The 26,364-nt window shown below is 62.5% G+C and carries 28 protein-coding genes, 1 other RNA gene and 3 pseudogenes; 12 read left to right on the forward strand and 20 right to left on the reverse strand.

Features of this window, described 5'->3' with window-relative positions:
- Nucleotides 1-37 precede the first annotated feature (37 nt).
- Nucleotides 38-259, forward strand: coding sequence for a 50S ribosomal protein L31 (rpmE, locus tag FCU66_RS21750; protein ID WP_023800009.1), 222 nt, complete (start codon nt 38-40; stop codon nt 257-259).
- Between the two features lie 81 nt (nt 260-340).
- On the opposite strand, the gene FCU66_RS21755 is transcribed toward rpmE, so the two are convergent.
- A complete protein-coding gene (locus FCU66_RS21755; protein WP_136618445.1) occupies nt 341-982 on the reverse strand; it encodes a TetR/AcrR family transcriptional regulator in 642 nt (213 codons plus the stop codon).
- 106 nt (nt 983-1,088) lie between these two features.
- Between FCU66_RS21755 and FCU66_RS21760 the strand changes: the two genes are divergently transcribed.
- Together FCU66_RS21760 and FCU66_RS21765 are read left to right on the forward strand one after the other, a co-directional pair.
- Nucleotides 1,089-1,922: an NAD(P)H-binding protein gene (locus FCU66_RS21760; RefSeq protein ID WP_136618446.1), complete on the forward strand. Its 834-nt coding sequence runs from the start codon at nt 1,089-1,091 to the stop codon at nt 1,920-1,922.
- 1 nt (nt 1,923) lies between these two features.
- The gene (locus FCU66_RS21765) at nt 1,924-2,400 is read left to right on the forward strand and encodes an anthrone oxygenase family protein (protein WP_136618447.1); all 477 of its coding nucleotides are present in this window, start codon (nt 1,924-1,926) and stop codon (nt 2,398-2,400) included.
- 110 nt (nt 2,401-2,510) lie between these two features.
- On the opposite strand, the gene FCU66_RS21770 is transcribed toward FCU66_RS21765, so the two are convergent.
- The 3 genes from FCU66_RS21770 to FCU66_RS21780 form a co-directional block, all read right to left on the reverse strand.
- On the reverse strand, nt 2,511-2,837 hold the full coding sequence (locus FCU66_RS21770; protein ID WP_136618448.1) for an Rdx family protein: 327 nt from the start codon (nt 2,835-2,837) through the stop codon (nt 2,511-2,513).
- A gap of 61 nt (nt 2,838-2,898) precedes the next feature.
- Complete coding sequence (locus FCU66_RS21775) at nt 2,899-3,648, reverse strand: YebC/PmpR family DNA-binding transcriptional regulator (protein WP_023758620.1); 750 nt, start codon at nt 3,646-3,648, stop codon at nt 2,899-2,901.
- Between the two features lie 213 nt (nt 3,649-3,861).
- A complete protein-coding gene (locus tag FCU66_RS21780; RefSeq protein ID WP_127319142.1) occupies nt 3,862-4,185 on the reverse strand; it encodes an ArsR/SmtB family transcription factor in 324 nt (107 codons plus the stop codon).
- Nucleotides 4,186-4,237: 52 nt separating this feature from the next.
- On the opposite strand from FCU66_RS21780, the gene FCU66_RS21785 reads away from it, so the two are divergent.
- The gene (locus FCU66_RS21785) at nt 4,238-4,720 is read left to right on the forward strand and encodes an SRPBCC domain-containing protein (protein WP_136618449.1); all 483 of its coding nucleotides are present in this window, start codon (nt 4,238-4,240) and stop codon (nt 4,718-4,720) included.
- Nucleotides 4,721-4,736: 16 nt separating this feature from the next.
- A pseudogene (locus FCU66_RS21790) lies at nt 4,737-5,203 on the forward strand (SRPBCC family protein).
- Between the two features lie 23 nt (nt 5,204-5,226).
- Here the strand turns inward: FCU66_RS21790 and FCU66_RS21795 are convergent.
- The 4 genes from FCU66_RS21795 to ssrS form a co-directional block, all read right to left on the reverse strand.
- Entirely contained in the window at nt 5,227-5,994 is a 768-nt protein-coding gene (locus tag FCU66_RS21795; protein ID WP_136618450.1) for a TerC family protein, read from the reverse strand.
- 74 nt (nt 5,995-6,068) lie between these two features.
- On the reverse strand, nt 6,069-6,893 hold the full coding sequence (locus tag FCU66_RS21800; RefSeq protein ID WP_136618451.1) for a TIGR00282 family metallophosphoesterase: 825 nt from the start codon (nt 6,891-6,893) through the stop codon (nt 6,069-6,071).
- 70 nt (nt 6,894-6,963) lie between these two features.
- The gene (locus FCU66_RS21805) at nt 6,964-7,551 is read right to left on the reverse strand and encodes a 5-formyltetrahydrofolate cyclo-ligase (protein WP_136618452.1); all 588 of its coding nucleotides are present in this window, start codon (nt 7,549-7,551) and stop codon (nt 6,964-6,966) included.
- Between the two features lie 96 nt (nt 7,552-7,647).
- Nucleotides 7,648-7,803: non-coding RNA, 6S RNA (gene ssrS / locus FCU66_RS21810), on the reverse strand.
- Nucleotides 7,804-7,952: 149 nt separating this feature from the next.
- Here ssrS and FCU66_RS21815 point away from each other — a divergent pair.
- From FCU66_RS21815 to msrB, 7 genes are all read left to right on the forward strand, one after another.
- Nucleotides 7,953-8,792, forward strand: a complete 840-nt coding sequence (locus tag FCU66_RS21815; RefSeq protein WP_136618453.1) for an AAA family ATPase — start codon at nt 7,953-7,955, stop codon at nt 8,790-8,792.
- Between the two features lie 91 nt (nt 8,793-8,883).
- Complete coding sequence (locus tag FCU66_RS21820; protein ID WP_136618454.1) at nt 8,884-9,330, forward strand: GNAT family N-acetyltransferase; 447 nt, start codon at nt 8,884-8,886, stop codon at nt 9,328-9,330.
- An 81-nt stretch (nt 9,331-9,411) separates the two neighbouring features.
- Nucleotides 9,412-9,585, forward strand: a complete 174-nt coding sequence (locus tag FCU66_RS42830; protein WP_136618494.1) for a type II toxin-antitoxin system HicA family toxin — start codon at nt 9,412-9,414, stop codon at nt 9,583-9,585.
- An 11-nt stretch (nt 9,586-9,596) separates the two neighbouring features.
- Nucleotides 9,597-10,001, forward strand: coding sequence for a type II toxin-antitoxin system HicB family antitoxin (locus tag FCU66_RS21830; RefSeq protein ID WP_136618455.1), 405 nt, complete (start codon nt 9,597-9,599; stop codon nt 9,999-10,001).
- Nucleotides 10,002-10,007: 6 nt separating this feature from the next.
- Nucleotides 10,008-11,198 carry a vWA domain-containing protein gene (locus FCU66_RS21835; protein ID WP_136618456.1) on the forward strand — a complete coding sequence of 397 codons (1,191 nt, stop codon included), beginning with the start codon at nt 10,008-10,010 and terminating at the stop codon, nt 11,196-11,198.
- Nucleotides 11,199-12,008 carry an MBL fold metallo-hydrolase gene (locus tag FCU66_RS21840; protein ID WP_136618457.1) on the forward strand — a complete coding sequence of 270 codons (810 nt, stop codon included), beginning with the start codon at nt 11,199-11,201 and terminating at the stop codon, nt 12,006-12,008.
- A gap of 101 nt (nt 12,009-12,109) precedes the next feature.
- Nucleotides 12,110-12,514: a peptide-methionine (R)-S-oxide reductase MsrB gene (gene msrB, locus FCU66_RS21845; RefSeq protein WP_013529102.1), complete on the forward strand. Its 405-nt coding sequence runs from the start codon at nt 12,110-12,112 to the stop codon at nt 12,512-12,514.
- Between the two features lie 80 nt (nt 12,515-12,594).
- Here msrB and FCU66_RS21850 read toward each other — a convergent pair whose 3' ends face one another.
- The 12 genes and pseudogenes from FCU66_RS21850 to FCU66_RS21905 all read right to left on the reverse strand — a co-directional run bounded on the left by FCU66_RS21850 (nt 12,595) and on the right by FCU66_RS21905 (nt 26,340).
- Nucleotides 12,595-12,906 (reverse strand): hypothetical protein, encoded by a 312-nt coding sequence (locus FCU66_RS21850; protein WP_136618458.1) that lies wholly within the window; start codon nt 12,904-12,906, stop codon nt 12,595-12,597.
- A gap of 7 nt (nt 12,907-12,913) precedes the next feature.
- Nucleotides 12,914-13,354 carry a hypothetical protein gene (locus tag FCU66_RS21855; RefSeq protein WP_136618459.1) on the reverse strand — a complete coding sequence of 147 codons (441 nt, stop codon included), beginning with the start codon at nt 13,352-13,354 and terminating at the stop codon, nt 12,914-12,916.
- 50 nt (nt 13,355-13,404) lie between these two features.
- Nucleotides 13,405-13,665: a DUF2312 domain-containing protein gene (locus FCU66_RS21860; RefSeq protein ID WP_013529099.1), complete on the reverse strand. Its 261-nt coding sequence runs from the start codon at nt 13,663-13,665 to the stop codon at nt 13,405-13,407.
- A 159-nt stretch (nt 13,666-13,824) separates the two neighbouring features.
- Nucleotides 13,825-17,283, reverse strand: coding sequence for a pyruvate carboxylase (gene pyc, locus FCU66_RS21865; RefSeq protein WP_136618460.1), 3,459 nt, complete (start codon nt 17,281-17,283; stop codon nt 13,825-13,827).
- Nucleotides 17,284-17,584: 301 nt separating this feature from the next.
- Complete coding sequence (locus FCU66_RS21870) at nt 17,585-18,703, reverse strand: branched-chain amino acid ABC transporter substrate-binding protein (protein ID WP_136618461.1); 1,119 nt, start codon at nt 18,701-18,703, stop codon at nt 17,585-17,587.
- A gap of 137 nt (nt 18,704-18,840) precedes the next feature.
- Nucleotides 18,841-19,188 carry a DUF6867 family protein gene (locus tag FCU66_RS21875; protein WP_109664604.1) on the reverse strand — a complete coding sequence of 116 codons (348 nt, stop codon included), beginning with the start codon at nt 19,186-19,188 and terminating at the stop codon, nt 18,841-18,843.
- Between the two features lie 112 nt (nt 19,189-19,300).
- Complete coding sequence (locus FCU66_RS21880) at nt 19,301-20,029, reverse strand: ABC transporter ATP-binding protein (protein ID WP_109664599.1); 729 nt, start codon at nt 20,027-20,029, stop codon at nt 19,301-19,303.
- Nucleotides 20,030-20,037: 8 nt separating this feature from the next.
- A pseudogene (locus tag FCU66_RS21885) lies at nt 20,038-21,153 on the reverse strand (ABC transporter ATP-binding protein); the annotation flags it as partial.
- A pseudogene (gene livM / locus FCU66_RS21890) lies at nt 21,153-22,655 on the reverse strand (high-affinity branched-chain amino acid ABC transporter permease LivM); the annotation flags it as partial. The pseudogenes livM and FCU66_RS21885, both read right to left, overlap by 1 nt.
- A gap of 97 nt (nt 22,656-22,752) precedes the next feature.
- Nucleotides 22,753-23,655: a branched-chain amino acid ABC transporter permease gene (locus FCU66_RS21895; protein WP_136618464.1), complete on the reverse strand. Its 903-nt coding sequence runs from the start codon at nt 23,653-23,655 to the stop codon at nt 22,753-22,755.
- Nucleotides 23,656-23,989: 334 nt separating this feature from the next.
- Nucleotides 23,990-24,991, reverse strand: coding sequence for a 4-hydroxyproline epimerase (locus tag FCU66_RS21900; RefSeq protein WP_136618465.1), 1,002 nt, complete (start codon nt 24,989-24,991; stop codon nt 23,990-23,992).
- Nucleotides 24,992-25,020: 29 nt separating this feature from the next.
- Nucleotides 25,021-26,340, reverse strand: a complete 1,320-nt coding sequence (locus FCU66_RS21905) for an NAD(P)/FAD-dependent oxidoreductase (protein WP_246093983.1) — start codon at nt 26,338-26,340, stop codon at nt 25,021-25,023.
- Nucleotides 26,341-26,364: the final 24 nt, after the last annotated feature.

Below are 26,364 nucleotides of genomic sequence, written 5' to 3' on the forward strand. Positions count from 1 at the left end.
GCCCGTCGGCAGCGCCGGCAAGCCAGGAACCGAACCCATGAAGACCGACATCCATCCCGATTACCACACCATCAAGGTCGTCATGACCGACGGCACCGAATACACGACCCGTTCGACCTGGGGCAAGGAAGGCGATACGATGAACCTCGATATCGACCCCACCACCCACCCGGCCTGGACCGGCGGCCAGCAGACCCTGCTCGACCGCGGCGGCCGCCTGTCGAAGTTCAAGAAGCGTTTCGAAGGTTTCGGCCTCTAAGCCCGACGACCTTTTCGCAGATCGAAAACCCGCCCTTGTGGCGGGTTTTTTGTTGCTTCGCAGAAGGTTCCGCTTTCACCCCTATTCAGCCAGCAGCTCCCTGAGCGCCATGCGCTTGTAGGCGGCGACCAGCCTGTCGCCCTCCTGCCGCTCGACAGAGATCGCCAGCCGCATGGCGGCCTCGCCCATCTGCCAGACCAGGAACGCCGTGGTTTCCAGCGCCGTCGGATCGGCCATGGGCCGTAGCCGCCTGAGCACCGCGGTGAGGAATTCGGCATTGGCGCGGCTGTCGGCGAGTTCGAGCTGGCGCAGCGCCTTGTCGGCCTGCGTGCCCGACCAGATATCGCGCATCACCGGCTCGGCCAGGAATAGCCGGTAATAGATGTCGACCAGTTCCGAAAATGCTTGGCCCAGGCCTTCGGCGTCGCCGACGCCGGCGAGCGCTGCTGAGATGCAGGCCTGGCTCTCGGCGGTGTAGCGTTCGGCCAGTGCCCAGATGATCGCCCGCTTGTCTGGAAAGAACTGGTAAAGCGAGCCGATCGACACCCCTGCCCGTTCCGCCAACTCACCCATGCGCATGGCATCGCTGCCCTGCTCGGCAATCAGCGCCGAGGCAGCGGCCAGCATGCGCTCGACCCGCTCGCGGCTGCGCTGCTGGCTGGGCGCCCGGCGCGGCGAAGCAATCTGCTCCTGCGGGGAAACCGGCGTGGCCGTGTCTTCCATGACTGACTCCAATGCCGGCAAAATCGCTTGACTCGCAAAATACGAAGGTTTATCACGTTTTGCAAATGTGAGGATTACTCATGTTTGTAAAACAAGGGAAACCACCATGAATAACCCGACACCGAAACCCATTCTGATCCTCGGCGGCACCGGCAAGACCGGCCGCCGCCTCGCCGAACGGCTGACCGCGCATGGCACGCCGGTGCGGATCGGTTCGCGCGCGGGCAGCCCACGCTTCGACTGGAAAGTCCCGGCGACCTGGGGTCCGGCCATGCAAGGCGTGAGTGCCGTTTACATCAGCTACTACCCCGACATCGCCGTGCCGGGCGCCGCCGAAGTCGTCGACGCCTTCGCCAAGCTTGCCGTGGCCAACGGTGTCACCCGGCTGGTGCTGCTGTCCGGCCGCGGCGAGACCGAAGCCCAGCGCGCCGAAGAGATGGTGAAAGCCTCGGGCGCTGACTGGACGATCCTGCGCTGCGCCTGGTTCTCGCAGAATTTCAGCGAAGGTTTTCTCGTCGAGCCCTTGCTGGAAGGCGAAGTAGCCTTGCCGGTCAGCAATGTCGGCGAGCCGTTCGTCGATGTCGACGACATCGCCGAAGCCGCCTTCGTCGCGCTGACCGAGCCAGGCCATGTCGGCCAGCTCTACGAGCTGACCGGACCGCGGCTGCTAAGCTTCGCCGACGCGGTCGCCGAGATCGCCAAGGCGGCCGGCCGCGACATCCGCTTTGTCAGGATCTCGCGTGAAGAATTCACCGCAGCGATGGCTGCGCATGAGCTGCCGCCCGAAATCGCCTGGCTGCTCAACGAGCTGTTCACCGAAGTGCTCGACGGCCGCAACGAGACGCTGACCGACGGCGTCCAGCGCGTGCTCGGCCGTGCGCCGAAAGACTTTTCCGCTTACGCAACCGAAACCGCCGCCACCGGCATCTGGAGCAACTGAGATGACCAAGCTTCTTCCCACCCTCACCATCATTGCCGCAATCGGCTCGGGTCTGGTCGGCGGCGTGTTCTTCGCCTTTTCCAACTTCATCATGGCGGCGCTTGCCCGACTGCCCGTCCCAAGCGGCATCGCCGCGATGAATTCGATCAACATCACGGTGATCACCCCGACCTTCATGACCGCGCTTTTCGGCACCGGCCTGCTCTGTATGGTGCTTATCGCCGCCGCCATCATGGGCTGGAGCCAGTCCGGCTCGTACTGGCTGCTTGCCGGCGCGGTGATCTATCTGATCGGCAGCCCGATCGTGACCATGGTCTTCAATGTGCCTCTCAATGATGCGCTCGCAGCCGTCGACCCCGCCAGCAGCAATGGCGCCGCCGTGTGGGCGAACCATTTGAGCCAATGGGTGATGTGGAACCACGTCCGCACCATCACCGCCATCGTGGCGATGGCCTGCTTTATCTTCGCATTGCTCTAGAAAGCAATTCCAGGAAAAGTGTGAAGCGGTTTTCCCGGGAAAAGCGCGCAGCGCTTTCCCTTGGGAATTGCGTCAAACAAAGCAGTCGACGAAACGCAAAAGGACCCCGCTCAGGCGGGGTCCTTTTGCGTTTGGTCTTTTGACGTGTGACCCTTGCGGTCGGCATGCCCGAGATCGCGATCCGGGTCGATGACGTCGCGGACCAGTTGCTTGAGCTTTGCCGCGTCCGGAAAACCGCCGTCGCGCTTGCGGTCCCAGATCAGCGTGTCATTGCAGGAAATGGTGAAGATGCCGCCGGTGCCGGGCACCAGCGTCACCTCGCCCAGATCGGTGCCGAAGGTCGACAGCAGCTCCTGCGCCATCCAGCCGGCGCGCAACAACCACTGGCACTGCGTGCAATAGGTGATGCGGATGGTGGGAAGCGCTTTTTCGCTCATGTCAGACTAAGCTCCGCTTACGTCTCAGGCTGAGCTCCGCTCATGCCCGGCTGAGCTCCGCTCATGCCGCGCTGAGCTTGGCCATGGTTTCGTCATCGACTTCGAAGTTGGCGTAGACGCTCTGCACGTCATCGTCATCCTCGAGCGTGGCGACCAGCTTCATCAGCGACTGTGCCCGCTCCTCGTCGACCGGAACATTGTTTTGCGGCCGCCAGATCGGCTTCACCGATTCAGCCTCGCCGAGCGCGCCTTCCAGCGCCTTCGACACTTCGCCGAGATTTTCGAAGGCGCAATAGATGGTGTGGCCTTCCTCGTCCGACTCCACATCGTCGGCGCCGGCTTCGATCGCCGCATCCATGATCTTGTCGGCGCTGCCGGCCGAAGCCGGATAGTAGATCTCGCCGGCGCGGTCCCACATGAACGACACCGAGCCAGTTTCGCCCATTGCTCCGCCGGCCTTGGTAAAGGCGGCGCGCACGTTCGACGCCGAGCGGTTGCGGTTGTCGGTCAGCGCCTCGACGATGACGGCGACGCCGCCGGGACCATAGCCCTCATAGCGCACGGCTTCGTAGTTCTCGGCATCGCCCATCGAGGCCTTGTTGACGGCGCGCTGGATGTTGTCCTTCGGCATCGACACCGCCTTGGCGTTCTGGATCGCCAATCGCAAACGCGGGTTCATCGATGGATCGGGCGTCCCGCTCTTGGCGGCGACGGTGATTTCGCGCGCCAGCTTGGAAAACATTTTCGACCGCACCGCATCCTGGCGGCCCTTGCGGTGCATGATGTTCTTGAACTGTGAATGGCCAGCCATGGCACCCCTGTCGTCTTCTCGGCTAGAGCATCCCGAAGCGAAGTGATCTCACCTCGTCTTCCGCAATGCCCGAATTCAAAATTTCAGAGCGTCCCAGGTGCAACTCGTGGAAGCACGGCGTTCTCTGTCGGAATGGCCGGCTTATAGATAAATCGGCTCAATTCGTCCAGCCGCGCCGCGCATGGGACGCACGACATCGGCTGCTGCAAGCGTTCACGCCTCCAGATCGGATTTCAGCCGGTCGATGATGCTGAGCGCATGGCCGGCATACTGGCTGATCCAGCGGTCGTGGATCTGCTTGATCGGCAGCGCGTTGAGATGGTTCCAGCGCTCGCGTCCGTCGCGCCGCGCGACAATCAGATCGGCCTCCTCCAGCACCTTGAGATGCAGCATCACGGTGCAGCGATCGATATCGGGAAAGGCTTCACACAGCATGCCGGTCGTCTTCGGCGTATCCTTCAGCTGATCCAGCATTTCGCGCCGGCGCGGATGCGCCAGCGCCTTGAAAACATTGTCATCTTGCGATCGGCTTGACATGTTATGTTTCTATAACATATCGTTGAACCGATCAAGGCAAGGAGCTGTGGATATGTCACTTGGATTCAGGGTTTCCGGACGCATCGGCAAGCCGGTCGCCGACGTCTTCGACGCCGTCGTCAATCCGAAGAAACTGAGCGGCTATTTCACCACGATCGGCGGCGCCAGCGCGCCGCTGGTGGCGGGCACCGGTGTCGTCTGGTGGGGCAAGGTGCCGGTCGAGGTCGATGAAGTGGTCAAGGACAGCCGCATCGTGCTGCGCTGGGATGCCACCGACGCCGACGGCAAACCCGCCTACAAGACCCGTATCGAGATGAATTTCGAGCCGCTGGACGATGGCGGAACCTTCGTCACCATCGCCGAGAGCGGTTGGCGGGAAGGCGCGGTCGGCCTGAAGAAGTCCTACCTCAACTGCGAGGGCTGGTCGCAGATGCTGGCCTGCATGAAGGCCTATGTCGAGCACGGCATCAATTTGCGCGACGGCTACTACCGCAGCGAGATGAAGGGCGAACCCGCCAACGAAGACAACATCTGAGTATTAGGAGCATTCGATGGAGATGCGCGAAACACCAACCGCCGAAGCCGGCATGCTGATCCGGCGGCCTGTCGCCAACGTGTTCGAGGCCATCGTCGACCCGGCCGCCACCACGAAATTCTGGTTCACGCACGCCAGCGGCCGGCTGGACAGCGGCAAGGAGGTGCGCTGGGAATGGCGCATGTACGGCGTCTCGACGACGGTCACTGTCAGCGAGATCGTCGCGAACGAAAAGATCGTCATGCGGTGGAGCGATCCGCCGACCACCGTGGTCTGGACCTTCACCGAAATGCCGGATGAGACGACCTTTCTCGAGGTTCGCAGCTTCGGCTTCGCCGGCAATGGCGACGAGCAGGTGAAAGAGGCCGTCGGCTCAACCGGCGGCTTCACGCTCGTGCTGGCCGGCGCCAAGGCCTGGCTGGAACAGGTCTGACGCTTGGCCTGATCGGCGACCGCCACCCGAAGGGCGTGCCAGGGCATTAGGCTCGCCCCGACACAGACCAGCCTCAGTGCCCGGCGCCCGACTTCGCCTTCTTGCGCCGTCGCGCCAGCATGTTGAGCCCTTCGACCAGCGCCGAGAAACCCATGGCCGCGTAGATGTAGCCCTTGGGCACGTGATAGCCCATGCCGTCGGCGATCAGCGTCATGCCGATCATCAGCAGGAAGCCCAGCGCCAGCATGACGATGCTCGGGTTCTTGGCGATGAAGTCCGCAAGCGGTCCGGCCGCCAGCATCATCACGCTCACCGCGACGATCACGGCGATGTACATGATGGCGATCTCGTCGGTCATGCCGACGGCGGTGATGATCGAATCGATCGAGAAGACCAGGTCGAGCAGCAGGATCTGGAAGATCGCGCCGGCAAGGCTGATCTGCAGCGTCTCGCCCAGCATCGTATCCCTGTGGTCGTCGAGATCGACCGTGTGATGGATTTCCTTGGTCGCCTTCCAGACCAGGAACAGGCCGCCGGCGATCAGGATCAGGTCGCGCCAGGAAAAGCCGTGGCCGAAGGCGGTGAACACCGGCGCCGTCAGCTGGACGATGATCGAAATGGTGGCCAGCAGCACCAGCCGCATGATCAGCGCCGCCGAGATGCCGAGCCGGCGGGCGCGGGCCCTTTGCGCTTCCGGCAGCTTGTTGGTCAGGATCGAGATGAAGATCAGATTGTCGATGCCGAGAACGATCTCCAGCACCACCAGCGTCAGCAGCGCGACCCAGGCCGTTGGGTCGGACACGAAGTGAAAATGCGGCGCCAGGAATTCGATGAGCTGCATGGAGGTCGTCCCCTCTTTTAACGATCTAGAGCAGTGTCGCCGGCAATTAGGTACTAAGCGCGCCTATATCAATGTCACGACCAGAAGGATGGCTCGGTTTCCTCCAGCCGCGGGCCGCGACGAAACGGCGCGATCCGCTCGGTGAGCCCTGTGCGGTCGGAAATATCGACGCCGACGCCGCACAATGTCGCCGGTCCGGTGGCTGCCTCGAAACGCCCTTTCGGCACTTTCGACAGAAACCGGTTGAGCGGTTCCTCCTTGTCCATGCCGAGCGAGGAATCATAGTCGCCGCACATGCCGGCGTCGGAAATATAACCGGTGCCGCCATTGAGGATCTGGTGGTCGCCGGTCGGCTGGTGGGTGTGCGTGCCGACAACGAGACTGGCGCGGCCGTCGACGAAATGGGCGAAGCACATCTTTTCCGAGGTCGCCTCGGCGTGGAAGTCGATGATCACGGCATCGGCCTGCTCGCCGAGCGGACAGGCGGCAAGCTCGCGTTCGCCGGCCTGGAACGGATCGTCAAGCTCGGGATGCATGAACACCCGGCCCATGATGTTGGCGACCAGCACGCGGGCGCCGCTCCTCGCGATATAAACGCCGGAGCCGCGCCCGGGCGTGCCCTTGGGAAAGTTGGAGGGGCGCAGAAAACGCTCTTCGCGCGGCGCGAAGGCGAGCGCGTCGCGCTGGTCCCAGACATGGTTGCCGGTGGTGACGACATCGGCGCCTGCCGCGATCGTCTCGCGAAAGATCTCTTCGGTGATGCCGAAGCCGCCGGCGGCGTTCTCGCCATTGACGATGACGAAATCGAGTTTGAAGTCGGAGATCAGGCCGGGCAGCTGTTCCCACACCGCCGTCCGTCCTGTCTTTCCAACCATGTCACCGAGGAAGAGAAGTCTCATATGATCCCGCACCGAAGGTCAGCGAAAGCTGCATGACGCCAGTGAAAGATCATGCGTCCCTTGTACTTATCTACAATTTTGGCGCGAAGCGGCGCAACCCGCTCTCGGTGAGTATTTCCGGAATGATGACGTCATGGTTCTCGTCCGGCACCTGCGCCACCTCCTGGCAGTCGAAGGCGATGCCGATCAATCTGGGCCGGTGCCCCGCGGCATGCAGGCGCGCGATCGCCCGGTCATAGTGCCCGGCGCCATAGCCAAGCCGATGGCCGCGCGCATCGAAGGCCGCGAGCGGCACCAGCATCACCGAGGGGTCAAGCACCTCGGCTTCCTCATGCGGCCCGACCGTGCCGAAGCCCATCTCGACCATCGGCGCGCCGCGCACCAATTCGCGAAAGACGATGGTGGTCTTGTCGAGAATGGCAGGGAGGCAGAGCCTGGCTCCCTTTTCGCGCAAGGCGAACATCAGCGGCCGGACATCGACTTCCGAACGCATCGGCCAGAAGCCGGAGACGATCTGGCCAGGCTCGACAGCGAGGTGATCGCGCGCCGTCTCGGCCATTTCAAGCGCGACCTCCACCCGCCAGAATTCATCGAGCGCGTCGCGGCGCCCGAGTGCCTCGCGGCGAAGCTGCTTTTTCAGGTCTTTGTGAGAGATCATGCGGCCAGGGTAGAAAAGGTCAGAGCGGGATGGAGTGTTGGGAGCGACGTTTTCCACCGCATCATCCACCGAAATGCGTGGACGCGTGGCAATAAGTGACGATCCACACAACCGGTGGAGAGAGCGATCCCGGGAACCTACAAAGTAGGTGGGCGCCGTGTGAGAAAACCCACGGGTCTTCCCAGGGACAGCTCCCTAAGGATCGTTAAGGCCCCGGGGAAAATGTTCTCCTGCCGGGAAGCACAGACCGTCCCACCCAATATAGGCTGCCGGTCGACTAAGCGCCAGTGAGACTGGCAGATGTTTCCATCACGGGTTTCAAGCCTTTCGTGCCGGCGGGTGCGCCCTTGCACAGGCGGAGCACCGTCCTTACGGTCGCGATGACCAACCGAGGAGCAAGAATGCGTTTCGAAGGCACGGCGGCCTATGTCGCTGACAAGGATCTGATGGTGGCCGTCAACGCCGCGATCGCACTGGAGCGGCCCTTGCTGGTCAAGGGCGAGCCCGGCACCGGCAAGACGGAACTCGCCCGCCAGGTGGCGTCAGCACTTGGCCTCGACCTCATCGAATGGCATGTCAAGTCGACCACCAGGGCGCAGCAGGGCCTTTACGAATATGACGCCGTCTCGCGGCTGCGCGACAGCCAGCTTGGCGATATCAGGTTCAACGACATCAGGAACTACATCAGGCGCGGTAAATTGTGGGAAGCATTCGCGGCCGGCAGGAAGGTCGTGCTCTTGATCGACGAGATCGACAAGGCCGACATCGAATTCCCCAACGACCTCCTGCAGGAACTCGATCGGATGGAGTTCTTCGTCTACGAGACCGGCGAAACCATCCGCGCCGCCGTCAGGCCAATCGTCATCATCACCTCCAACAACGAGAAGGAGCTGCCGGACGCCTTCCTGCGCCGCTGCTTTTTCCATTACATCCGCTTTCCCGACGTCGACACGTTGCACAAAATTGTCGACGTGCACTATCCCGGCATCAAGCAGAACCTGGTGCGCGCGGCACTCACCCAGTTCTACGAGATCCGCGAGGTGCCAGGGCTGAAGAAGAAGCCGTCGACCTCCGAGGCGCTCGACTGGATACGCCTGCTGGTCGCCGATGATATTGCGCCCGAGGATTTGCGTGCCGACCCGAAGAACGCCCTGCCCAAGCTGCATGGTGCGCTGCTGAAGAACGAACAGGACGTGCACCTGTTCGAGCGGCTGGCCTTCATGGCCAGAAGGCAGCAATAGGGCGGCAGCAGTAGCGCTTTCCCTTCTGTGGACCGTTGCTGCCGGCCGAACTGGGAGGCAGCTTCGGCCAGAACCCTTCGGAGGAAATGAAATGACTGAGATTGTTGTCCGCCCGCTCGCGCAGTCCGACCACGCCGACTGGCGGCGCCTGTGGACCGATTATCTCACTTTCTACGAAACCAAGCTTCCGGAAGAGGTCTACGCCGTCACCTGGAAGCGGCTGTTCACCGAAGGTGAGTTCGAGCCGAAAGGCTTCATCGCCACGCTCGACGGCAAGGCGGTCGGCCTCACCCACTATCTCTACCACCGCTCCGGCTGGTCGGAAAAAAACAACTGTTATCTGCAGGACCTGTTCGCCGACCCGAACGTGCGCGGCAAGGGTATTGGTGCCGCGCTGATCAAGGCGGTGAAACAGGAAGCCGCAAAAATCGGCGTCAAGAATGTCTACTGGATGACGCACGAGACCAACACCACGGCACGCAAGCTCTACGACCATGTCGCGCGCAGGACCGGCTTCATCGAGTATGACCTGCTGTGAAGAAATCGGACGATTGAAATAGCCGAAATTGCGCAATATATTGCGCAATACCTGGATGCGTGATGCCGTTGATCGAGACCAATACGCGCAAAATTATCATCAGGCTTACGCGATGGCTGGGAAAGTGTCGGAGGCGGCAAGCACGACAAATATGAGCATCCGGACCGACCTGAGGTGATGATCATCGTGCCCAGGCATCGCGAACAATCTCCGGGTGTCGCACGGTCGATCGCACGGCTGGCTGGATGGATTTGAGGACGGATCATATGACGCACTATGTCGGAATTCTCGATGGCGCTGATGATGTCTGGGGGGTGCGGGTTCCCGATCTTCCAGGCTGTCACGGAGGCGGCGCAAGCCCCGAAGAGGCCATTGCCGATGTGACTTCCGCCGTGCGCGAATGGGTCGAAGCACGTGCAACGAAACATCCGCAGTTGCCGGTCTCGCGTACGGTGGCGCAACTGCTCCTGGAAGACGAACTCGATACTGCCGCCGGCGAATCCGCGGTAATGATCCCGGTGCTGATCGACTCCGGCCGGCCCGTCCGAGCCAATCTGTCGCTCGACGCCGGTCTCCTGGCGGCGATCGACGAAGAAGCAGGCCGCCGTGGCCTGACGCGCTCTGCATTCATTGCAAGCGCCGCGCGAGAGAAGATCGAAGGTCACAGATAACCGGCCATGTTCATCCCCTTCTTCCTCGAACTGAAGGCAGCGCGTGTTCCTGTTTCGCTGCGGGAATATCTGTCGCTGCTGGAGGGGCTGGAAGCCGGGCTGGTCGACTACGACGTCGAAGGTTTTTATTACCTCGCCCGTGCGGCGCTGGTGAAGGACGAGCGCCATATCGACCGCTTCGACCAGGTGTTTGCGCATGTCTTCAAGGGTATTGAAGCGCTGGGCGGGCCGGATGCACTGGACGTCAGGAACCTCCCGGAAGAATGGCTGCGTCGCCTCGCCGAAAAGCACCTGACCGACGAGGAGAAAAAGCTGGTCGAAGCGCTCGGCGGTTTTGACAAGCTGATGGAGACCCTGAAGCAGCGGCTCGAAGAGCAAAAAGGCCGCCACCAGGGCGGCTCGAAATGGATCGGCACCGGCGGCACCTCGCCCTTCGGCGCCTATGGCTACAATCCCGAAGGGGTGCGCATCGGCCAGCATGAAAGCCGCAACCGCAGCGCCGTAAAAGTGTGGGACAAGCGCGAATTCAGGAATTTCGACGATGCCGTCGAGCTCGGCACCCGCAACATCAAGATCGCACTCAAGCGCCTGCGCCGCTGGGTGCGCGAGGGCGCCGAGGAGGAATTCGACCTGCCCGGCACCATCCACGCCACCGCCGAGCACGGCTATCTCGACGTGCGGACGCGGCCGGAACGGCGCAACGCCGTGAAGCTTCTGATGTTCTTCGATGTCGGCGGCTCGATGGACGACCACATCAAGAGCGTCGAGGAGCTGTTCTCGGCCGCCCGCGCCGAATTCCGCCAGCTCGAATATTTCTATTTCCACAACTGCCTCTATGAGGGCGTGTGGAAGGACAATCGTCGCCGCCACGCCGAGACGGTCCCGACCTTCGAGCTCCTCCACAAATACGGGCCGGACTACAAGGTGATCGTCGTCGGCGACGCCTCGATGAGCCCTTACGAGATTGCGCATCCCGGTGGCTCGGTAGAGCACTGGAACCCGGAGGCCGGCGCCGTCTGGCTCGGCCGCCTGTTGCAGCAATGGCCGAACGCGGTATGGCTGAACCCCGAAAACCCTAAGAACTGGGGCTTTACCCATTCGATCGCGATGATTCGCGACATCTTTGGCGGCCGCATGTTCCCGCTGACCTTGGCCGGGCTGGAAGGCGCGACCAAGCAGCTTTCAAGGAAGCACTGAATGGACAGGCAAGAAACCGGCTTTCTTTGCCTGCAATGCGGCGTCCAGTTCGCGGCAACAGAGACACCGCCGGAACACTGCCCGATCTGCGAGGACGAGCGGCAATATGTGCGCTGGGAGGGGCAGGCCTGGATCGCGCCGCAGGAACTCGCCGCCGGACACCGGCTTGTGATGAAGGACGACACCGGCGTTCTCGCCTTCGGCATCGAGCCGAGCTTCGCCATCGGCCAGCGGGCGCTGCTGGCGCAGACGCCGCACGGCAACGTGCTGTGGGACTGCGTCTCGATGGTCAGCGACGAGGCGGTGGCCGAGATCAACCGCCGCGGCGGCCTGGCGGCGATCGCCATCTCGCACTGCCATTATTATTCGGTGATGGTCGAGTGGAGCGAGGCGTTTGGCGGCGTGCCGATCTATCTCCACGCCGACGACCGTGAGTGGATCATGCGGCCGCACAAAGCAATCGTCAGTTGGGAAGGCGAGACGCTGGCCATAAACCCTTCGCTGACACTCATCCGCTGCGGCGGCCACTTTGCCGGCGGCCAGGTGCTGCATTGGAACCGCGATGGCGGCAACGCCCTGCTGTCCGGCGACATCTTGCAGGTGACGCCGACGCGTCGCCATGTCAGCTTCATGTACAGCTACCCGAACCAGATTCCGCTCAACGCGACGGCGGTGCGCCGCATCGCGGCGGCGCTGGAGCCTTTCCAGTTCGACCATATCTATGGTGCATGGTGGAACCAGAATGTCATTGGGGATGCAAAAGCGGCATTAGACACATCGGTCACCCGCTATCTCGCAGCTATCGCATAAGGTCACGATCGAAAATGCAGGCAAATGCCGTAACAAATGTCTATCTTGGTGCGAATATGAGGTTGCAATCAACAACGAGCCGGCAAGGCTGAGGAGATCAAATGGACACCCACACCTACCCCGTAACCCGCACCGACGCCGAATGGCGCGCCCGGCTGACGCCGGAGCAATATGCCGTCATGCGCGGCCACGGCACCGAGCGGCCGGGAAGCTGCGCTTTGCTCTACGAGAAGCGCGCCGGCACTTTTTCCTGCGTCGGGTGCGACCAGCCCTTGTTTGAATCCAAGCTGAAGTTCGAGAGCGGCACCGGCTGGCCGAGCTTCAACGACCCGGTGCCGGGTTCGGTCGAAAACACCGTCGACCGCAGCTACGGCATGGTCCGCACCGAATGCCATTGCGCCCGCTGCGGCAGCCATCTCGGCCATGTCTTCGAGGACGGCCCGCCGCCAACCGGCCTGCGCTATTGCATCAACGGCGTCGCATTGAAATTCGAGCCGGCGGCTTGAACCATCCGGGTTCGAGAAAATGAAAGGGCGGCTTCGGCCGCCTTTTTTGTTGGAATATCCGTCGCGCCCCGGGCAGACGATCAGACCACGATCATCGCCACCAGCCACAGCGTGGCGCCCAGCGTCATCATCCAGGCCTTGGCACCGGGAATCTTTTCGGTGGTTCGCCATACGGCCAAGGTCAGGAACAGGCTGTAGGGCACCGATGCGAAATGCACTGCCAGCACAAGGCCGAGCGGCAACTTCAGTCCGAGCAGGACGAGCGCCAGCGCCGATGCGGCGACGCTGATCGCCGTGCCGACAAGGACAAGATCGCGCCAGAACAGGCGGTCGAGCGGTACCTGACCTTGCCAGCGTGAGCGGAAGAAGGATCCGACGCCTTCTGGCAACACCTGATATCTACCCCTGCCCCAGGACTTCGGTCACGGCGCGCTCGATACGCGAGCATTCGGTCACCAGCCAGTCGGTCATGGCCGGCCAGTTGTCCTCGGCATAACAGTTCACCCGCCACATCGAATTGATGCCGAGGCCCTCGCAACTCTGTTCCGGCCTGAGCTTCAGCCTGTCTTCGATATCTGGCTGGAACGGCTTCAACCGCGACCAGGCTTGCGTGGCACCGAACTTCTCGTTGCGGCCGAAAAAGACGCCGACGTGGTTCTGCGCCGGCGCGACATACATGGAAAGGACCAATGCAAAGTCGGGCAGCCCGCGCTGCCAGAACCAGGGTCCGCGCCTCGCCATCAGAGCCTTTTCTTCCGGATGCCGCTCGGCGAACAGCGTCCAGAAGCCGCGCTGGCGGAATTCAGAGGCGCGGCGGGCACCGAAATCGAATTCGCTCATGGCTCAAACCGTATCTCCGGCAACCGCCTCGGTGCCGGGGCCGGCTAGTCTTACACCATGCCGAGTGCGGCCTTGTACAGATCGAGGATGGTTTCCTCTTCCTGCCGCTCGGCCTGGTCCTTCTTGCGCAGCCGGATGATCGTGCGCATCGCCTTGGTGTCGAACCCGGTGCCCTTGGCCTCGGCGAACACTTCCTTGATGTCGTCGGAAATGGTCTTCTTCTCTTCCTCGAGCCGCTCTATGCGCTCGATGAAGGCACGCAGCTGGCCGGCGGCAACAGTCTGGCTGGTATCGGTGATATCGTCGGCCATGTTTTTCTCCACATTGTTTTCTGCACCGCGACTCGGGGACGACGGCGGCAAATTTGAGCCGGTTCGATGCCCGACCGGCGACGGCGGGTCAAGCTGTTATCGGTGATCGAGCCAAGGCTGCCGCCATGATGCGGACAGCCATCCCCAGGAAGGTACCGATTAGCTGAAGGCGATCAGCAAATCCTTCGCATCGATCTGGTCGCCGGCCTTGACCAGCACCTCGGCGACCGTGCCGTCGCGCTCGGCATGCAGCGCCGTCTCCATCTTCATCGCTTCGATGGAAAGCAGCACATCGCCGGCCTTCACAGCCTGGCCGGCGGCCACCGAAAGCGCCGAGACGACACCCGGCATCGGTGCGCCGACATGTGCCTCATTGCCGGGCTCGGCCTTGCGGCGGGCCTTGGCGGCGGACGCGCCATGCGCCCGGTCGGGCACCTTCACACGGCGCGGCTGGCCGTTGAGCTCGAAGAACACGGTGACCATGCCCTTCTCGTCGACATCGCCGATGGCAAGGCACCGCACCACCAGCGTCTTGCCCTTCTCGATGTCGACGAAGATCTCGTCTTCCGGCCTCATGCCGTAGAAATAGGTCGGCGTCGGCAGGACGCTGACCGGCCCGTAGGTTTCCTGTGCGCCGGCGAAATCCGTAAACACCTTCGGATACATCAGCCACGAGGCGAATTCGAACTCCGAGAGCTTGCGCTCGAGCTTCTCCTCGATCTCCTTGCGGCTTGCCTTGAGGTCGGCTGGCTTGAGCAGCGACCCGGGCCGCACCGTGATCGGTCTGTCACCCTTCAGCGCCTTCTTCTGCAGCGCCGCCGGCCAGCCGCCGGGTGACTGGCCGAGATCGCCGCGCAGCATCGAGACGACCGAATCCGGGAAGGCTATATCCCTGTCGGGATTTTCGACATCGGCGACGGTCAGGTCCTGGCTGACCATCATCAACGCCATGTCACCGACGACCTTGGACGACGGCGTCACCTTGACGATGTCGCCGAACATCAGGTTGACGTCGTGATAGGTCTGCGCCACCTCGTGCCAGCGCGTTTCCAGCCCGAGCGAGCGCGCCTGCTCCTTGAGGTTGGTGAACTGTCCGCCCGGCATCTCGTGCAGATAGACTTCCGACGCCGGCCCTTTCAGATCGCTTTCGAAGGCGGCGTACTGGTTGCGCACCGCCTCCCAGTAGAACGAGATGTTGCGGATCCATTGCGGGTCGAGGCCGGGGTCGCGCTCGGTGCCCTTCAGCGCCTCGACGATGGAGCCGAGACATGGCTGCGAGGTGTTGCCCGACAGCGAATCCATCGCCGCGTCGATGGCATCGACGCCGCTGTCGACCGCCGCCAGCACCGTCGCCGCCGACAGGCCTGACGTGTCGTGGGTGTGGAAATGGATCGGCAGGTCGGTCGCTTCGCGCAGCGCCTTGAACAGCACGCGTGCCGCCGCCGGCTTCAACAGCCCGGCCATGTCCTTGACGGCGATGATGTGGGCGCCCGCCGCCTGCAATTCCCTGGCCAGGCCGACATAATATTTGAGGTCGTATTTCGCCCGCGCCGGATCGAGAATGTCGCCGGTGTAGCAGATCGCCGCTTCGATCAGCTTGCCCTCGGCGCCGACCGCATCCATGGCCACGCGCATGTTCTCGACCCAGTTCAGGCAGTCGAACACGCGGAACAGGTCGATGCCGCCGCTCGCGGCCTGCTTGACGAAATGCTGCACGACATTGTCGGGATAGTTGGTGTAGCCGACGCCGTTGGCGCCGCGCAGCAGCATTTGCAGCAACAGGTTGGGCGCTGCCTCGCGCACCAGCGACAGCCGCTCCCATGGATCCTCGGTGAGGAAGCGCATGGCGACGTCGAAGGTGGCGCCGCCCCAGCATTCGAGCGACAGAAGCTGCGGCAGGGCACGCGCATAGGTACCGGCAATGCCGGCAATGTCATGCGTGCGCATGCGCGTCGCCAGCAGCGACTGATGGCCGTCGCGCATCGTCGTGTCGGTGACCAGAACCTCTTTGCGCTCGCGCATCCAGGCGGCGAACTTCTCCGGCCCCAGCACATCGAGTTTCTGCTTGCTACCGCCAGGCACATTGCCGTTGAGATAGGGCACCACCGGCGCCGCGGCGTCAGCTTTCGGCTGCGGCCGGCCGCGCGTCTCGGGATGCCCGTTGACCGACACGTCGGCTAGGTAGTTGAGCAGCTTGGTCGCACGGTCCTGGCGCTTGACCTGCTGGAACAGCTCCGGCGTCGTGTCGATGAACTTGGTCGTGTAGGAATTGTCGGCGAAGCTCGGGTGGTTGATGATCGCTTCGAGGAAGGTCAAATTGGTGGCGACGCCGCGGATGCGGAATTCGCGCAGCGCCCGGTTCATGCGGGCGATGGTCTCGGCTGGCGTCGGCGCCCATGCCGTCACCTTCTCCAGCAGCGGATCATAGAAGCGGGTGATGACCGCGCCCGAATAGGCGGTGCCGCCGTCGAGGCGGATGCCGAAACCAGTCGCGCCGCGATAGGCGGTGATGCGGCCGTAGTCCGGGATGAAGTTGTGCTCGGGGTCTTCCGTGGTGATGCGGCACTGCAAGGCGTGGCCGTTCAGCCGGATGTCCTTCTGTGCCGGCACGCCCGATTCCGGCGTGCCGATGGCAAAGCCGTCGAGGATATGGATCTGCGCCTTGACGATGTCGATGCCGGTCACCTGCTCGGTGACGGTATGCTCGACCTGGATGCGCGGGTTGACCTCGATGAAGTAGAATTTGCCGGTGTCGGCGTCCTGCAGGAACTCGACCGTGCCAGCGCCGATATAGCTGGTCTCGCGGGCGATCTTCAGCGCATGACCGCAAAGCTCCTCGCGCTGCGACATTTCGAGATAGGGCGCCGGCGCCCGCTCGACGACCTTCTGGTTGCGGCGCTGGATCGAGCAGTCGCGCTCGAACAGGTGCACCGCATTGCCATGCGTGTCGCCCAGCACCTGCACCTCGACATGGCGCGCGCGCTCGATCAGCTTTTCGAGATAGACCTCGTCCTTGCCGAAGGCGGCCTTCGCCTCGCGCTTGCCTTCCGTGACTTCACGGGCAAGGTCGGCTTCGGCGCGGATGGCACGCATGCCGCGGCCGCCGCCGCCCCATGATGCCTTCAACATCACGGGGTAGCCGATTTCCTTGGCCAGTTTCTTGACCGCGTGCATGTCGTCCGGCAACGGATCGGTGGCGGGGATCACCGGCACGCCGACCTCGATGGCGAGATTGCGCGCCGCGACCTTGTTGCCGAGCCGGCGCATCGTATCCGGCTTCGGCCCGATGAAGGTGATCCCGGCCTCGGCACAGGCGTCGGCGAATTCAGGGCTTTCCGACAACAGCCCGTAGCCGGGATGAATGGCATCGGCGCCCGAAAGCCTGGCGACGCGGATCACCTCCTCGATCGACAGATAGCTTTCGATCGGTCCCATGTCCCGGGTCAGATGCGGCCCACGTCCGACCTGGTAGCTCTCGTCGGCCTTGAAGCGATGCAGGGAGTATTTGTCCTCCTCTGCCCAGATCGCCACGGTTTTGAGGCCAAGTTCGTTGGCCGCGCGAAAGACGCGAATGGCGATTTCGGACCGGTTGGCGACGAGGATCTTCGTGATGGCCAAGGACTGGGCTCCAGCAACGGAAGGAAGAGAAATCGGCGCAATGATTAGCGTGAAAATGCTGCAGTGCAAACAAAATTGACACGCGTTTAAACCGATTGAAATGGAATCTTTGCGACAAAGTCGGTCGCATTCATTCGAACGCGCAAGAAAGTGCTGCCGCTGCCATTCAAGGCATGATCATTTTCCGGCAAAAGGCCCGGCCGTATCGGCTTACCGGACCCTCTGAACGTGAGCGCGGCTCAAAAAGAAAAATGCCCGGCGCAAGGCGCCGGGCATCCGTAAAATCTGGAGACTGACGAGCTTACATCTTCTGGATGTAGGTGTACTTGCCGTCGTCGCCCTTCTTCCATTCGTAGATGACGTAGCCGGGCAGCGTCGGGTCGCCCTTGGCGTCATAGGACAGGTCGCCGAGCACGGTCTTGAACGGGCCGTTCGCATGCAGCGCCTTGGCAACTTCCTGCGGGTCGTTCGACTTGGCAGCGGTCGCTGCTTCCGAGATCGCCTGCACGGCGGCGTAAGCGTAGAGCGTATAGGCTTCCGGCTCGAAGCCCTGCGCGCGGAACTTCTCGACGAGTTCCTTGTTGGCGGGGATCAGGCGCGGATCCGGGCCGAACGTGTTGAGCGTGCCCGCAACCGCGTCGCCCGCGATCGAAGCCAGCTCGTTCGACACGATGCCGTCGCCGGAAACCAGCGTCGCCTTGAGGCCCTGGTCGGCCGCCTGACGGATGATCAGGCCGGCTTCGGTGTGCAGGCCGCCCCAATAGATGATGGTAACGCCGGCTTCCTTCATCTTGGCGATCAGCGCCGAGAAGTCCTTGTCGCCGACATTGATGCCTTCATACATGACTTCCGTCACGCCCTTGGCGTTCATCGCCTTCTTGGTTTCGTCGGCAAGGCCCTGGCCGTAGGTGGTCTTGTCGTGCACGACGGCGATCTTGGCGTCCTTGAAGTTCGCGGCGAGATACGCGCCGGCAATGATACCCTGCTGGTCATCGCGTCCGCAGGTGCGGAACACGTTCCACAGGCCGCGCTCGGTGAACTTCGGGTTGGTGGCAGCCGGGGTGATCTCGACGATGCCGTTTTCCGCATAGACTTCCGATGCCGGGATCGAGACGCCCGAGTTGAAGTGGCCGACCACGAACTTGACGCCGTCGCCGACGAACTTGTTGGCGACCGAAATGCCTTGCTTCGGATCGGAGACGTCGTCGCCAACCTCGAGCTTGATCTGCTCGCCGTTGATGCCGCCCTTGGCATTGATGTCGGCGACAGCCGCTTCCGCACCCTTCTGAAGCTGTGCGCCGAAGGCGGCGTTCGGACCGGTGATCGGGCCGGCAACGCCGACCAGGACGTCAGCCCACGCGGCACCACCGAACGCGACAAGCGCGGTCAGGGCGACGGCGGACAAAAGTGACTTTTTCATTTAAACGCTCCCATTTACGGAGTGGGCGTGGATGAAGCTTTCATGCGATGCCCACCCTTATCGCAGAAAGCATAGTTTGCCGATTTTCAGGCACTTGTCACGCCGATTCAATTCCGAGGCGGCGTTAATGATGAACGTCAACCTTTCGGTTTCCAGCTCAAGATTGAAGCTCTTTCGTAGAGCCAATTATACTGTGTCACCATCTGGTTGGTGCGCGTGTATTGATAGCCGATGAAGCCGAGGATCATCAGCACGATGGTGTCGACGATGTAATAGTGCAGCGAGAACATCGTGCCGCCGAACAGCGCGTGATGGATGAAACGGATGCCGATGCCGAGGCCCAGCATATAGGCGAACAGATGGATGAAGCTGCGCCATGTCTGGGCGCTGGCCTTGCCCGTCATCCAGGCCGCCCAGCCGCCCAGCAGACAGGTGACGAAGAAGAACTGCCAGATCGACGGCTCCTCGTAGAGAATGCCCTGCATGGTGAAGTCTCCCTAGCATGATCCCGAAAAGTTGCAGACTTTTCGGACAAAGATCATGCGACAAACAAACAACTTGGAGCGGAATACCGCATGCACACATTCCGCTCCAAACTCAGTGGTGTCCGCCTTCAAGATAGGCGGCGCGCACTTCCGGATTGGCGAGCAGTTCCTTGCCGGTGCCGCTCATCGTCACATTGCCGTTGACCATGACATAGCCGCGCGTGGCGAGTTTCAGCGCGCCGAAGGCGTTCTGCTCGACCAGGAACACGGTCAGCCCCTGCGTGCGGTTCAGTTCGCGGATGGCGTCGAAGATCTGCTTGACGATCAGCGGCGCCAGACCCAGCGACGGTTCGTCGAGCAAAAGCAGCTTCGGCCGCGCCATCAGCGCGCGTCCAATCGACAGCATCTGCTGCTCGCCGCCCGACAGCGTGCCGCCGCGCTGGGCGATGCGCTCCTTCAGCCGCGGAAACAGCGTGAACACCTTCTCGACGTCCTCGTCATAGTGCTTGAGGTTGTCGAGGCTGGCGCCCATCTGCAGGTTTTCCATCACCGTCATGCGCGGAAAGATGCGCCGGCCCTCGGGCGACTGGGCAATGCGCATGCGCGCGATCTCATGCGTCGGCATCTGGGTGATGTCGGTGCCGGCGAAGGTGATGGTGCCCGCGCGAGCGCGTGGGGCACCAAAAATGGTCATCATCAGCGTCGACTTGCCGGCGCCATTGGCGCCGATCAGCGCGACGATCTCACCCTGCTTGACGGTGACGTCGACGCCGTTCAGCGCCCGGATGTTGCCGTAATAGGTCTGCACGCCCTTGATATCGAGCAGCGTTGTCGCGGCCATCATTTACGCCCTCCGCGCGGCTTGGCTGTCGGGGTTTTCGCGGCCGGCTTGGCCGTGGCCCGCTCGGACGGCTTTCTTGGTGCGTTTTTGGCCTTCGCATCGACCTGCGCCGCCTTGGAGGCGCCCTTCGACACAGTCACGCGTTCGCCTTCGCTATGGCCGATCGTGTCGGTCACCGGCCCGGCGAGATACGAAGACGACGTCCCCGGTCCGTGCGCGGCATCAGGGCCGGTATCGAGCTGTTCGATAACGTCTTCGTCGCCGACTTCGGTGAGGACCGACTCCACTTCCTCGTCGTCGACGCCGAGATAGGCGGCGATGACGCGCGGGTCGGTGCGCACCGATTGCGGACTGCCGTCGGAGATCTTGCGGCCATATTCCAGCACCACGACATGGTCGGATATCTGCATGACCACCGACATGTCATGCTCGATCAACAGGATCGAGGCGCCTGATGTCTTCTTGATATCGATCAGCAGTTCGTTGAGTGCCGCCGATTCCTTCGGGTTGAGGCCAGCCGCCGGCTCGTCGAGGCACAGAAGCTCCGGCCCCGTGCACATGGCGCGCGCGATCTCGAGACGCCGCTGCGCGCCATAGGGCAGGTCGCCGGCCGGATCGTCGGCTCGATCGACGAGGTCGGCCTTCTCCAGCCAGTGCTTGGCAAGCTCTACCGATTCCGCCGAGGCCTTGCGGTAGCTGCTGAAGCCGAACAGGCCAAGGATCGTGTAGCCCGAGGCCTTCATCAGCTTGTTGTGCTGGGCAACCAAAAGGTTCTCCAGGAGCGTCATGCCCGAGAACAGGCGGATGTTCTGGAAGGTGCGCGCCACTTTGGCGCGCGCCGGGATCTCATGGTTGGGCAGACGTTCGAGCAGGAAGCTCGATCCGTCGTTCCGGTTGAGCGTGATCATGCCTTCCGACGGCTTGTAGAAGCCGGTGATGCAGTTGAACACGGTGGTCTTGCCGGCGCCGTTGGGTCCGATCAGCGCGGTGATCTCGCCGCGCCTGGCGGTGAAGGAGAGGTCGCCGATGGCGACCAGGCCGCCGAACTTCATCGACAGATGTTCGACCTGCAGGATGGCGTCGTTCATGCCCGGATTGGTCCCCTGAATCGAGCTCGCATTCATCAGCCGTGGCCCTCCTTGGTGAAGGAGCCAGAGACAGCTCTTCGCACCTTGAGGAAGGCGGTCGGTTCGCGACTGCCGACGAAGCCGCGCGGCTTCCACAGCATGACTATGACCATGGCCATGCCGAACAGAAGCATGCGGTAGAGTTCCGGGGTGAAGTCTGGCCCGAAGATCTGCTTGAGGAAGTCGAGTTCACGCAGCGCCTCGGTGCCGCCGATCATCACCATGGCGGCAACCGCTATGCCGACCAGCGAGCCCATGCCGCCGAGCACGACGATGGCGAGGATAATGGCCGATTCCAGGAAGACGAAGGATTCCGGGCTGACGAAGCCTTGCCGCGCGGCGAAGAAGGAGCCGGCGAAGCCACCGAACATGGCGCCTGTGGCAAAAGCCGTGAGCTTGGTTGTCGTCGTGTTGATGCCCAGAGACCGGCAGGCGATCTCGTCCTCGCGCAGCGCTTCCCATGCGCGGCCGACCGGCAGGCGTCGCAGCCGGATGGTGACGAAGGCGGTGAGCAGGCACAGGCCCAGGATCAGATAATAGAGGAAAATCTTGTAATACGCGCCCGACTGGGCGATGCCCAACACCTTGGCGATGTAGTTCGGGTCTGACACGTTGAACGACATCAGGCCGAAGAAGCTGACCTTGGGAATACCGGAGATACCGGCCGACCCGTTGGTGACCTCGCGCCAGTTGATCAGCACCAGGCGGATGATCTCGCCGAAAGCCAGCGTGACGATCGCCAGATAGTCGCCGCGCAGGCGCAGCACCGGGAAGCCGAGCAGCACGCCCCAGAAGGCGGCCATGGCACCCGCTGCCGGCAGCAGGATCCAGAACGACAGGCCGTATTGGGTGCCGAGCAACGCATACGCATAGGCGCCAATTGCATAAAAGGCGACGTAGCCGAGATCGAGCAGGCCGGCGAGGCCGACGACGATGTTCAGGCCCCAGGCCAGCATCACATAGATCAGGATCTGGATGCCGAAATTATCGACCCATTTCAGCGAACCCTGCAGCCCGCTGGCGATCGACCAGGCACTCAGCGACAGCACCGCGACCACGAGGATCGGGTACAGCATAAGCGCGGCAATGCCGAGTTTGGTGAAGTTGGCATGGATGAAGGCCCTGAAATAATAAATCACGCAAGCCAGTACATAGATGACCGCCAGGGCGCGCAGGAATTGCAGATAGCCGGCCGGCTCAGCTCCCACCCATCCGGCGAGAGAGCTGTTGAAGACGAACAGCAGCACCGCGGCGATGATGGCCACGATGAAGGCCGGCAACTGGAAGAAGCGTGACGCCACGCTGGCCGGCAGCAGGCCGGTGGCGACGTCGGTGATCTTCTGGTTGGCCAGGAAGGGCTGGCCATAAGCGACATAAAGAAACCGCCCGACAGCCGTGGCGATCACCACGGCGGCGAGCAGGCCCCAGCGCGTCGTCAGGACCAGTTCATTGGAAATGTTCTGACCTGTCTTCAGGCCGATGAACAGCACGAACAGGCCGAACGATATGGCGCCGGCGTAAAGCGCCTCACGCAACGCGCGCTGCATAGGGGTGGCGACGGTGTCGCGCTCCGGAGATACGGTGACGGCCATGGTCTCAGACCTTTTCGACTTCTGGCCGGCCCAATATGCCGGAAGGCAGGAAGATCAGCACGATTGCCAGGATCGAGAACGCCGCGACGTCCTTGTAGTCGATCGAGAAATAGGCCGACCACATGCTCTCGATGAAGCCGATCATCAGCCCGCCGACCACCGCGCCCGGCAGCGAACCGATGCCGCCCAGCACCGCCGCCGTGAAGGCTTTCACGCCAGGCGTGAAGCCGTCCGAGAAGGCAATGACGCCGTAATACATCAGGAACAGCGTACCTGCGACGGCGGCAAGGGCCGCACCCATGATGAAGGTGATCGAGATGGTACGGTCGACATCGATGCCGAGCAGCGCCGCCATCTTGCGGTCCTGCTCACAGGCCCGTTGCGCCCGCCCAAGCGAAGTCCTGTTGACCAGATACCAGAACAGCGCCAGCAGCAGCGCGGTGACGACGACGATGATGATCTGCTTCAGCGACACGCTGATACCGTTGATGTTGTAGACTTGGCTGACCATCGGCGGGATCGGCTTGTTGCGCGGCCCTTGCGTCACCTGGACGAAATTCGACAGCGCGATCGACATGCCGATGGCGGTGATCAGCGGCGCCAGCCGGAACGAACCGCGCAGCGGCCGGTAGGCCACCTTCTCGATCGTCCAGTTGTAAAGGCTGGTGAGCAGCATCGCCACGATCATCATGACCAGCAGCGCCACCACAACCGGCACCGAATAGAACAGCGCGCCCAGCGCGAGAAAGACGATCAGCGCCGTGAAGGCACCCACCATGAAGATATCGCCATGAGCGAAGTTGATCATGCCGATGATGCCGTAGACCATCGTGTAGCCGATCGCGATCAGCCCATAGATCGATCCCAGCGTCAGCCCGTTGATAAGCTGCTGGACAAAGTACTGCATGTGTACATGGCTCCCCTGGAATGTCGCCCATGCAGACGCATCCCTTTTCGTATTTCCCCTAGTCGTAAAGTTTCGAGCCCGGATTGCAACGTCATTTTTCAATCGTCATTCGTGTTTTCGCGGCACGCCGTCCGATTGCCCGTTTTCTCCCATCCGACCCCTGGACTACCGCGGACCCTACCATTGGCATAACGCAATGTCTTTGACGATTCGGCCGCATCATGCGCCCCGTTTCGAAGAAATCGCCGTCAAAATTAGGTGATGAGAAGAATCGTTGCGTTTCTGACACATTCCGTTTTTCGTTCTCTTCCTTTCCGCAAGGTCAGGTTTCCCTTCACTTGACCACAAAACCATGCGCGAATGGATCGCGGTCGTCGATGAAGATGGTGTTCAATCCGGTCATCCGCGCCCAGCCGCCGATCGAGGGTATGATGGCCGGTTTGCCGGCGACGGTGACGTCCTTTTCGACCTTGCCCTTGAACAGCGAACCGATGATCGATTCATGGACGAAGCTGTCGCCGGCCTTGAGCCTGCCCTTGGCATGAAGCTGCGCCATGCGCGCCGAGGTGCCGGTGCCGCAGGGCGAACGGTCGATCGCCTTGTCGCCATAGAACACGGCATTGCGGGCGTCGGCCCCGGCCACGGTCGGCTTGCCGGTCCACAGCATGTGCGACAGCCGGTTGATGCCCGGGTTCTCGGGATGCACGAAGGAATATTTCTCGTTGAGCCGCTGCCGCACCACCGGGCTCCAGGCGATGAAGTCGCCCGCCGAATAGTCGGCCATGTCGCGGTAGTTCGCCTGCGGCTCGACGATGGCGTAGAAATTGCCGCCATAGGCGACATCGACGGTGATTTCGCCGAGCTCAGGGCATTCGACCGTCAGCCCCTCGGCGTAGAGGAAGGAGGGCACATTGGTGATGCGCACCTCCTCGACATAGTCGCCGACCTGTTTGTACTCGGCGATGACCAGGCCAGCCGGTGTGTCGAGCCTGAGCACGCCCGGCGTCTTCGGTTTGATCAGCCCGTGTTCGATGGCAAAAGTCACCGTGCCGATGGTGCCATGGCCGCACATCGGCAGGCAGCCGGAGGTTTCGATAAACAGGATGGCGATGTCGCAATCCTCGCGCGTCGGCGGGTAGAGGATGGAGCCGGACATCACATCATGGCCGCGCGGCTCGAACATCAGCCCGGTGCGGATCCAGTCATACTCGGCCAGAAAATGCGCCCGCCGTTCCATCATCGTCGAGCCCTGCAGCAGCGGGCCGCCGCCGGCGACCAGGCGCACCGGATTGCCGCAGGTGTGGCCGTCTATGCAGAAGAAGGATTTCTTGGCCATGACGCTCCTCGAAAAACAAAACCGAAAAATCAGAATCGCTGTGGACTGAAGGGGGCCAGATCGATCGGCGGAGTCTGCCCCAGGACAAGATCCCTGATCAACCGTCCGGTGGCTGCCGCCTGGGTCAGGCCGAGATGGCCATGGCCGAAGGCATAGATCACCGACCGCTTTCCTGGCGCGCCGCCGATGACGGGCACTGAATCCGGCAGCGAGGGACGGAACCCCATCCATTCGCGCCCGCCCGAGGGATCGAGCCCCGGCAGGAATTTTTGCGCCTTCTGCAGCAGCGCCTTCGACCTGTTGTAATTGGGCGGCCGCTCGATGCCGCCGAGTTCGACGGCGCCGCCGACGCGCAGGCCCGTTTCGAGCGGCGTGACAACGAAGCCGTGGCCGGAGAAGATCAGCATCCGCTTCACGTCGAAGGCACTCGTCGGCAACGTCGTGTTGTAGCCGCGCTCGGTTTCCAGCGGAATGCGATCGCCGAGCTGCCTCGCCAGCAGATGCGACCAGGCGCCGGCGGCGACGACAAGGTGTCGGGCCTGCCTGGTCGTTCCGTCGGCCAACGTCAGTGTCGCACCATTCTGATCCGCCGCGACTTGGCTGATCCGAGCCAGCTCAAAGCGGGCGCCCTTGGCCTGCGCATAGGCCCACACCGCCTTGCCCAGCAATTTTGGGTCGGCGACCGTCTTCCATCCTCGCACGAACGTGCCTTTGATGAAGCGCGGCGACAGCCCCGGCTGCAAGGCGGCCAGTTCCTCGCCCTCGACATGGCGGAAACCGATGCCGAAACGCTCACGCGCCGCCCAGCCGGGCAGCCCGGCCTGAAATTCGGCTTCGCTTTCGTAGAGTTCGAGCGAGCCATCCTCGCGCAGCATCGACCGCGTACCGGAGCGATCGAGCAGGCCCATCCATTCCGCTTCAGCGAGCTTCATCATGCCTGCCTGAGTGGCAAGGCTCGCCTCGTATTTTCCCGGCGCACCGGCGCGCCAGAAGCGGATCAGCCAGGGCAGAAGCCTCGGCAGATAGGCGGGCGGGATGCTGAGCGGTCCGAGCGGATCGGCCAGCCATTTCGGCAATTGCCGCATCATGCCCTTGTGGGCCATCGGCAGCACATCGGAAAAGGCAAAGGCGGCGGCATTGCCGGAGCTCGTCTCCTCGCAGATGCCCGTCCGATCGAAGATCGTGACCTTGCGCCCCGCCTCGGCCAGAGAGGCGGCGGCACAGATGCCGATGATGCCGCCACCGATGATGGCGATGTCTTCACCGTCTCCCCGTCCACGGGGAGACGGTGCCCGAAGGGCGGATGAGGGGCGGCGCCCCCCTTCTGTCGACTTGGAATTTCCTTGCACGTAGGCGCTGCTCCTCATCTGGCT

The sequence above is a fragment of the Mesorhizobium norvegicum genome (genome assembly GCF_004919685.1).
GTDB classification, from domain to species: Bacteria; Pseudomonadota; Alphaproteobacteria; order Rhizobiales; family Rhizobiaceae; genus Mesorhizobium; species Mesorhizobium norvegicum.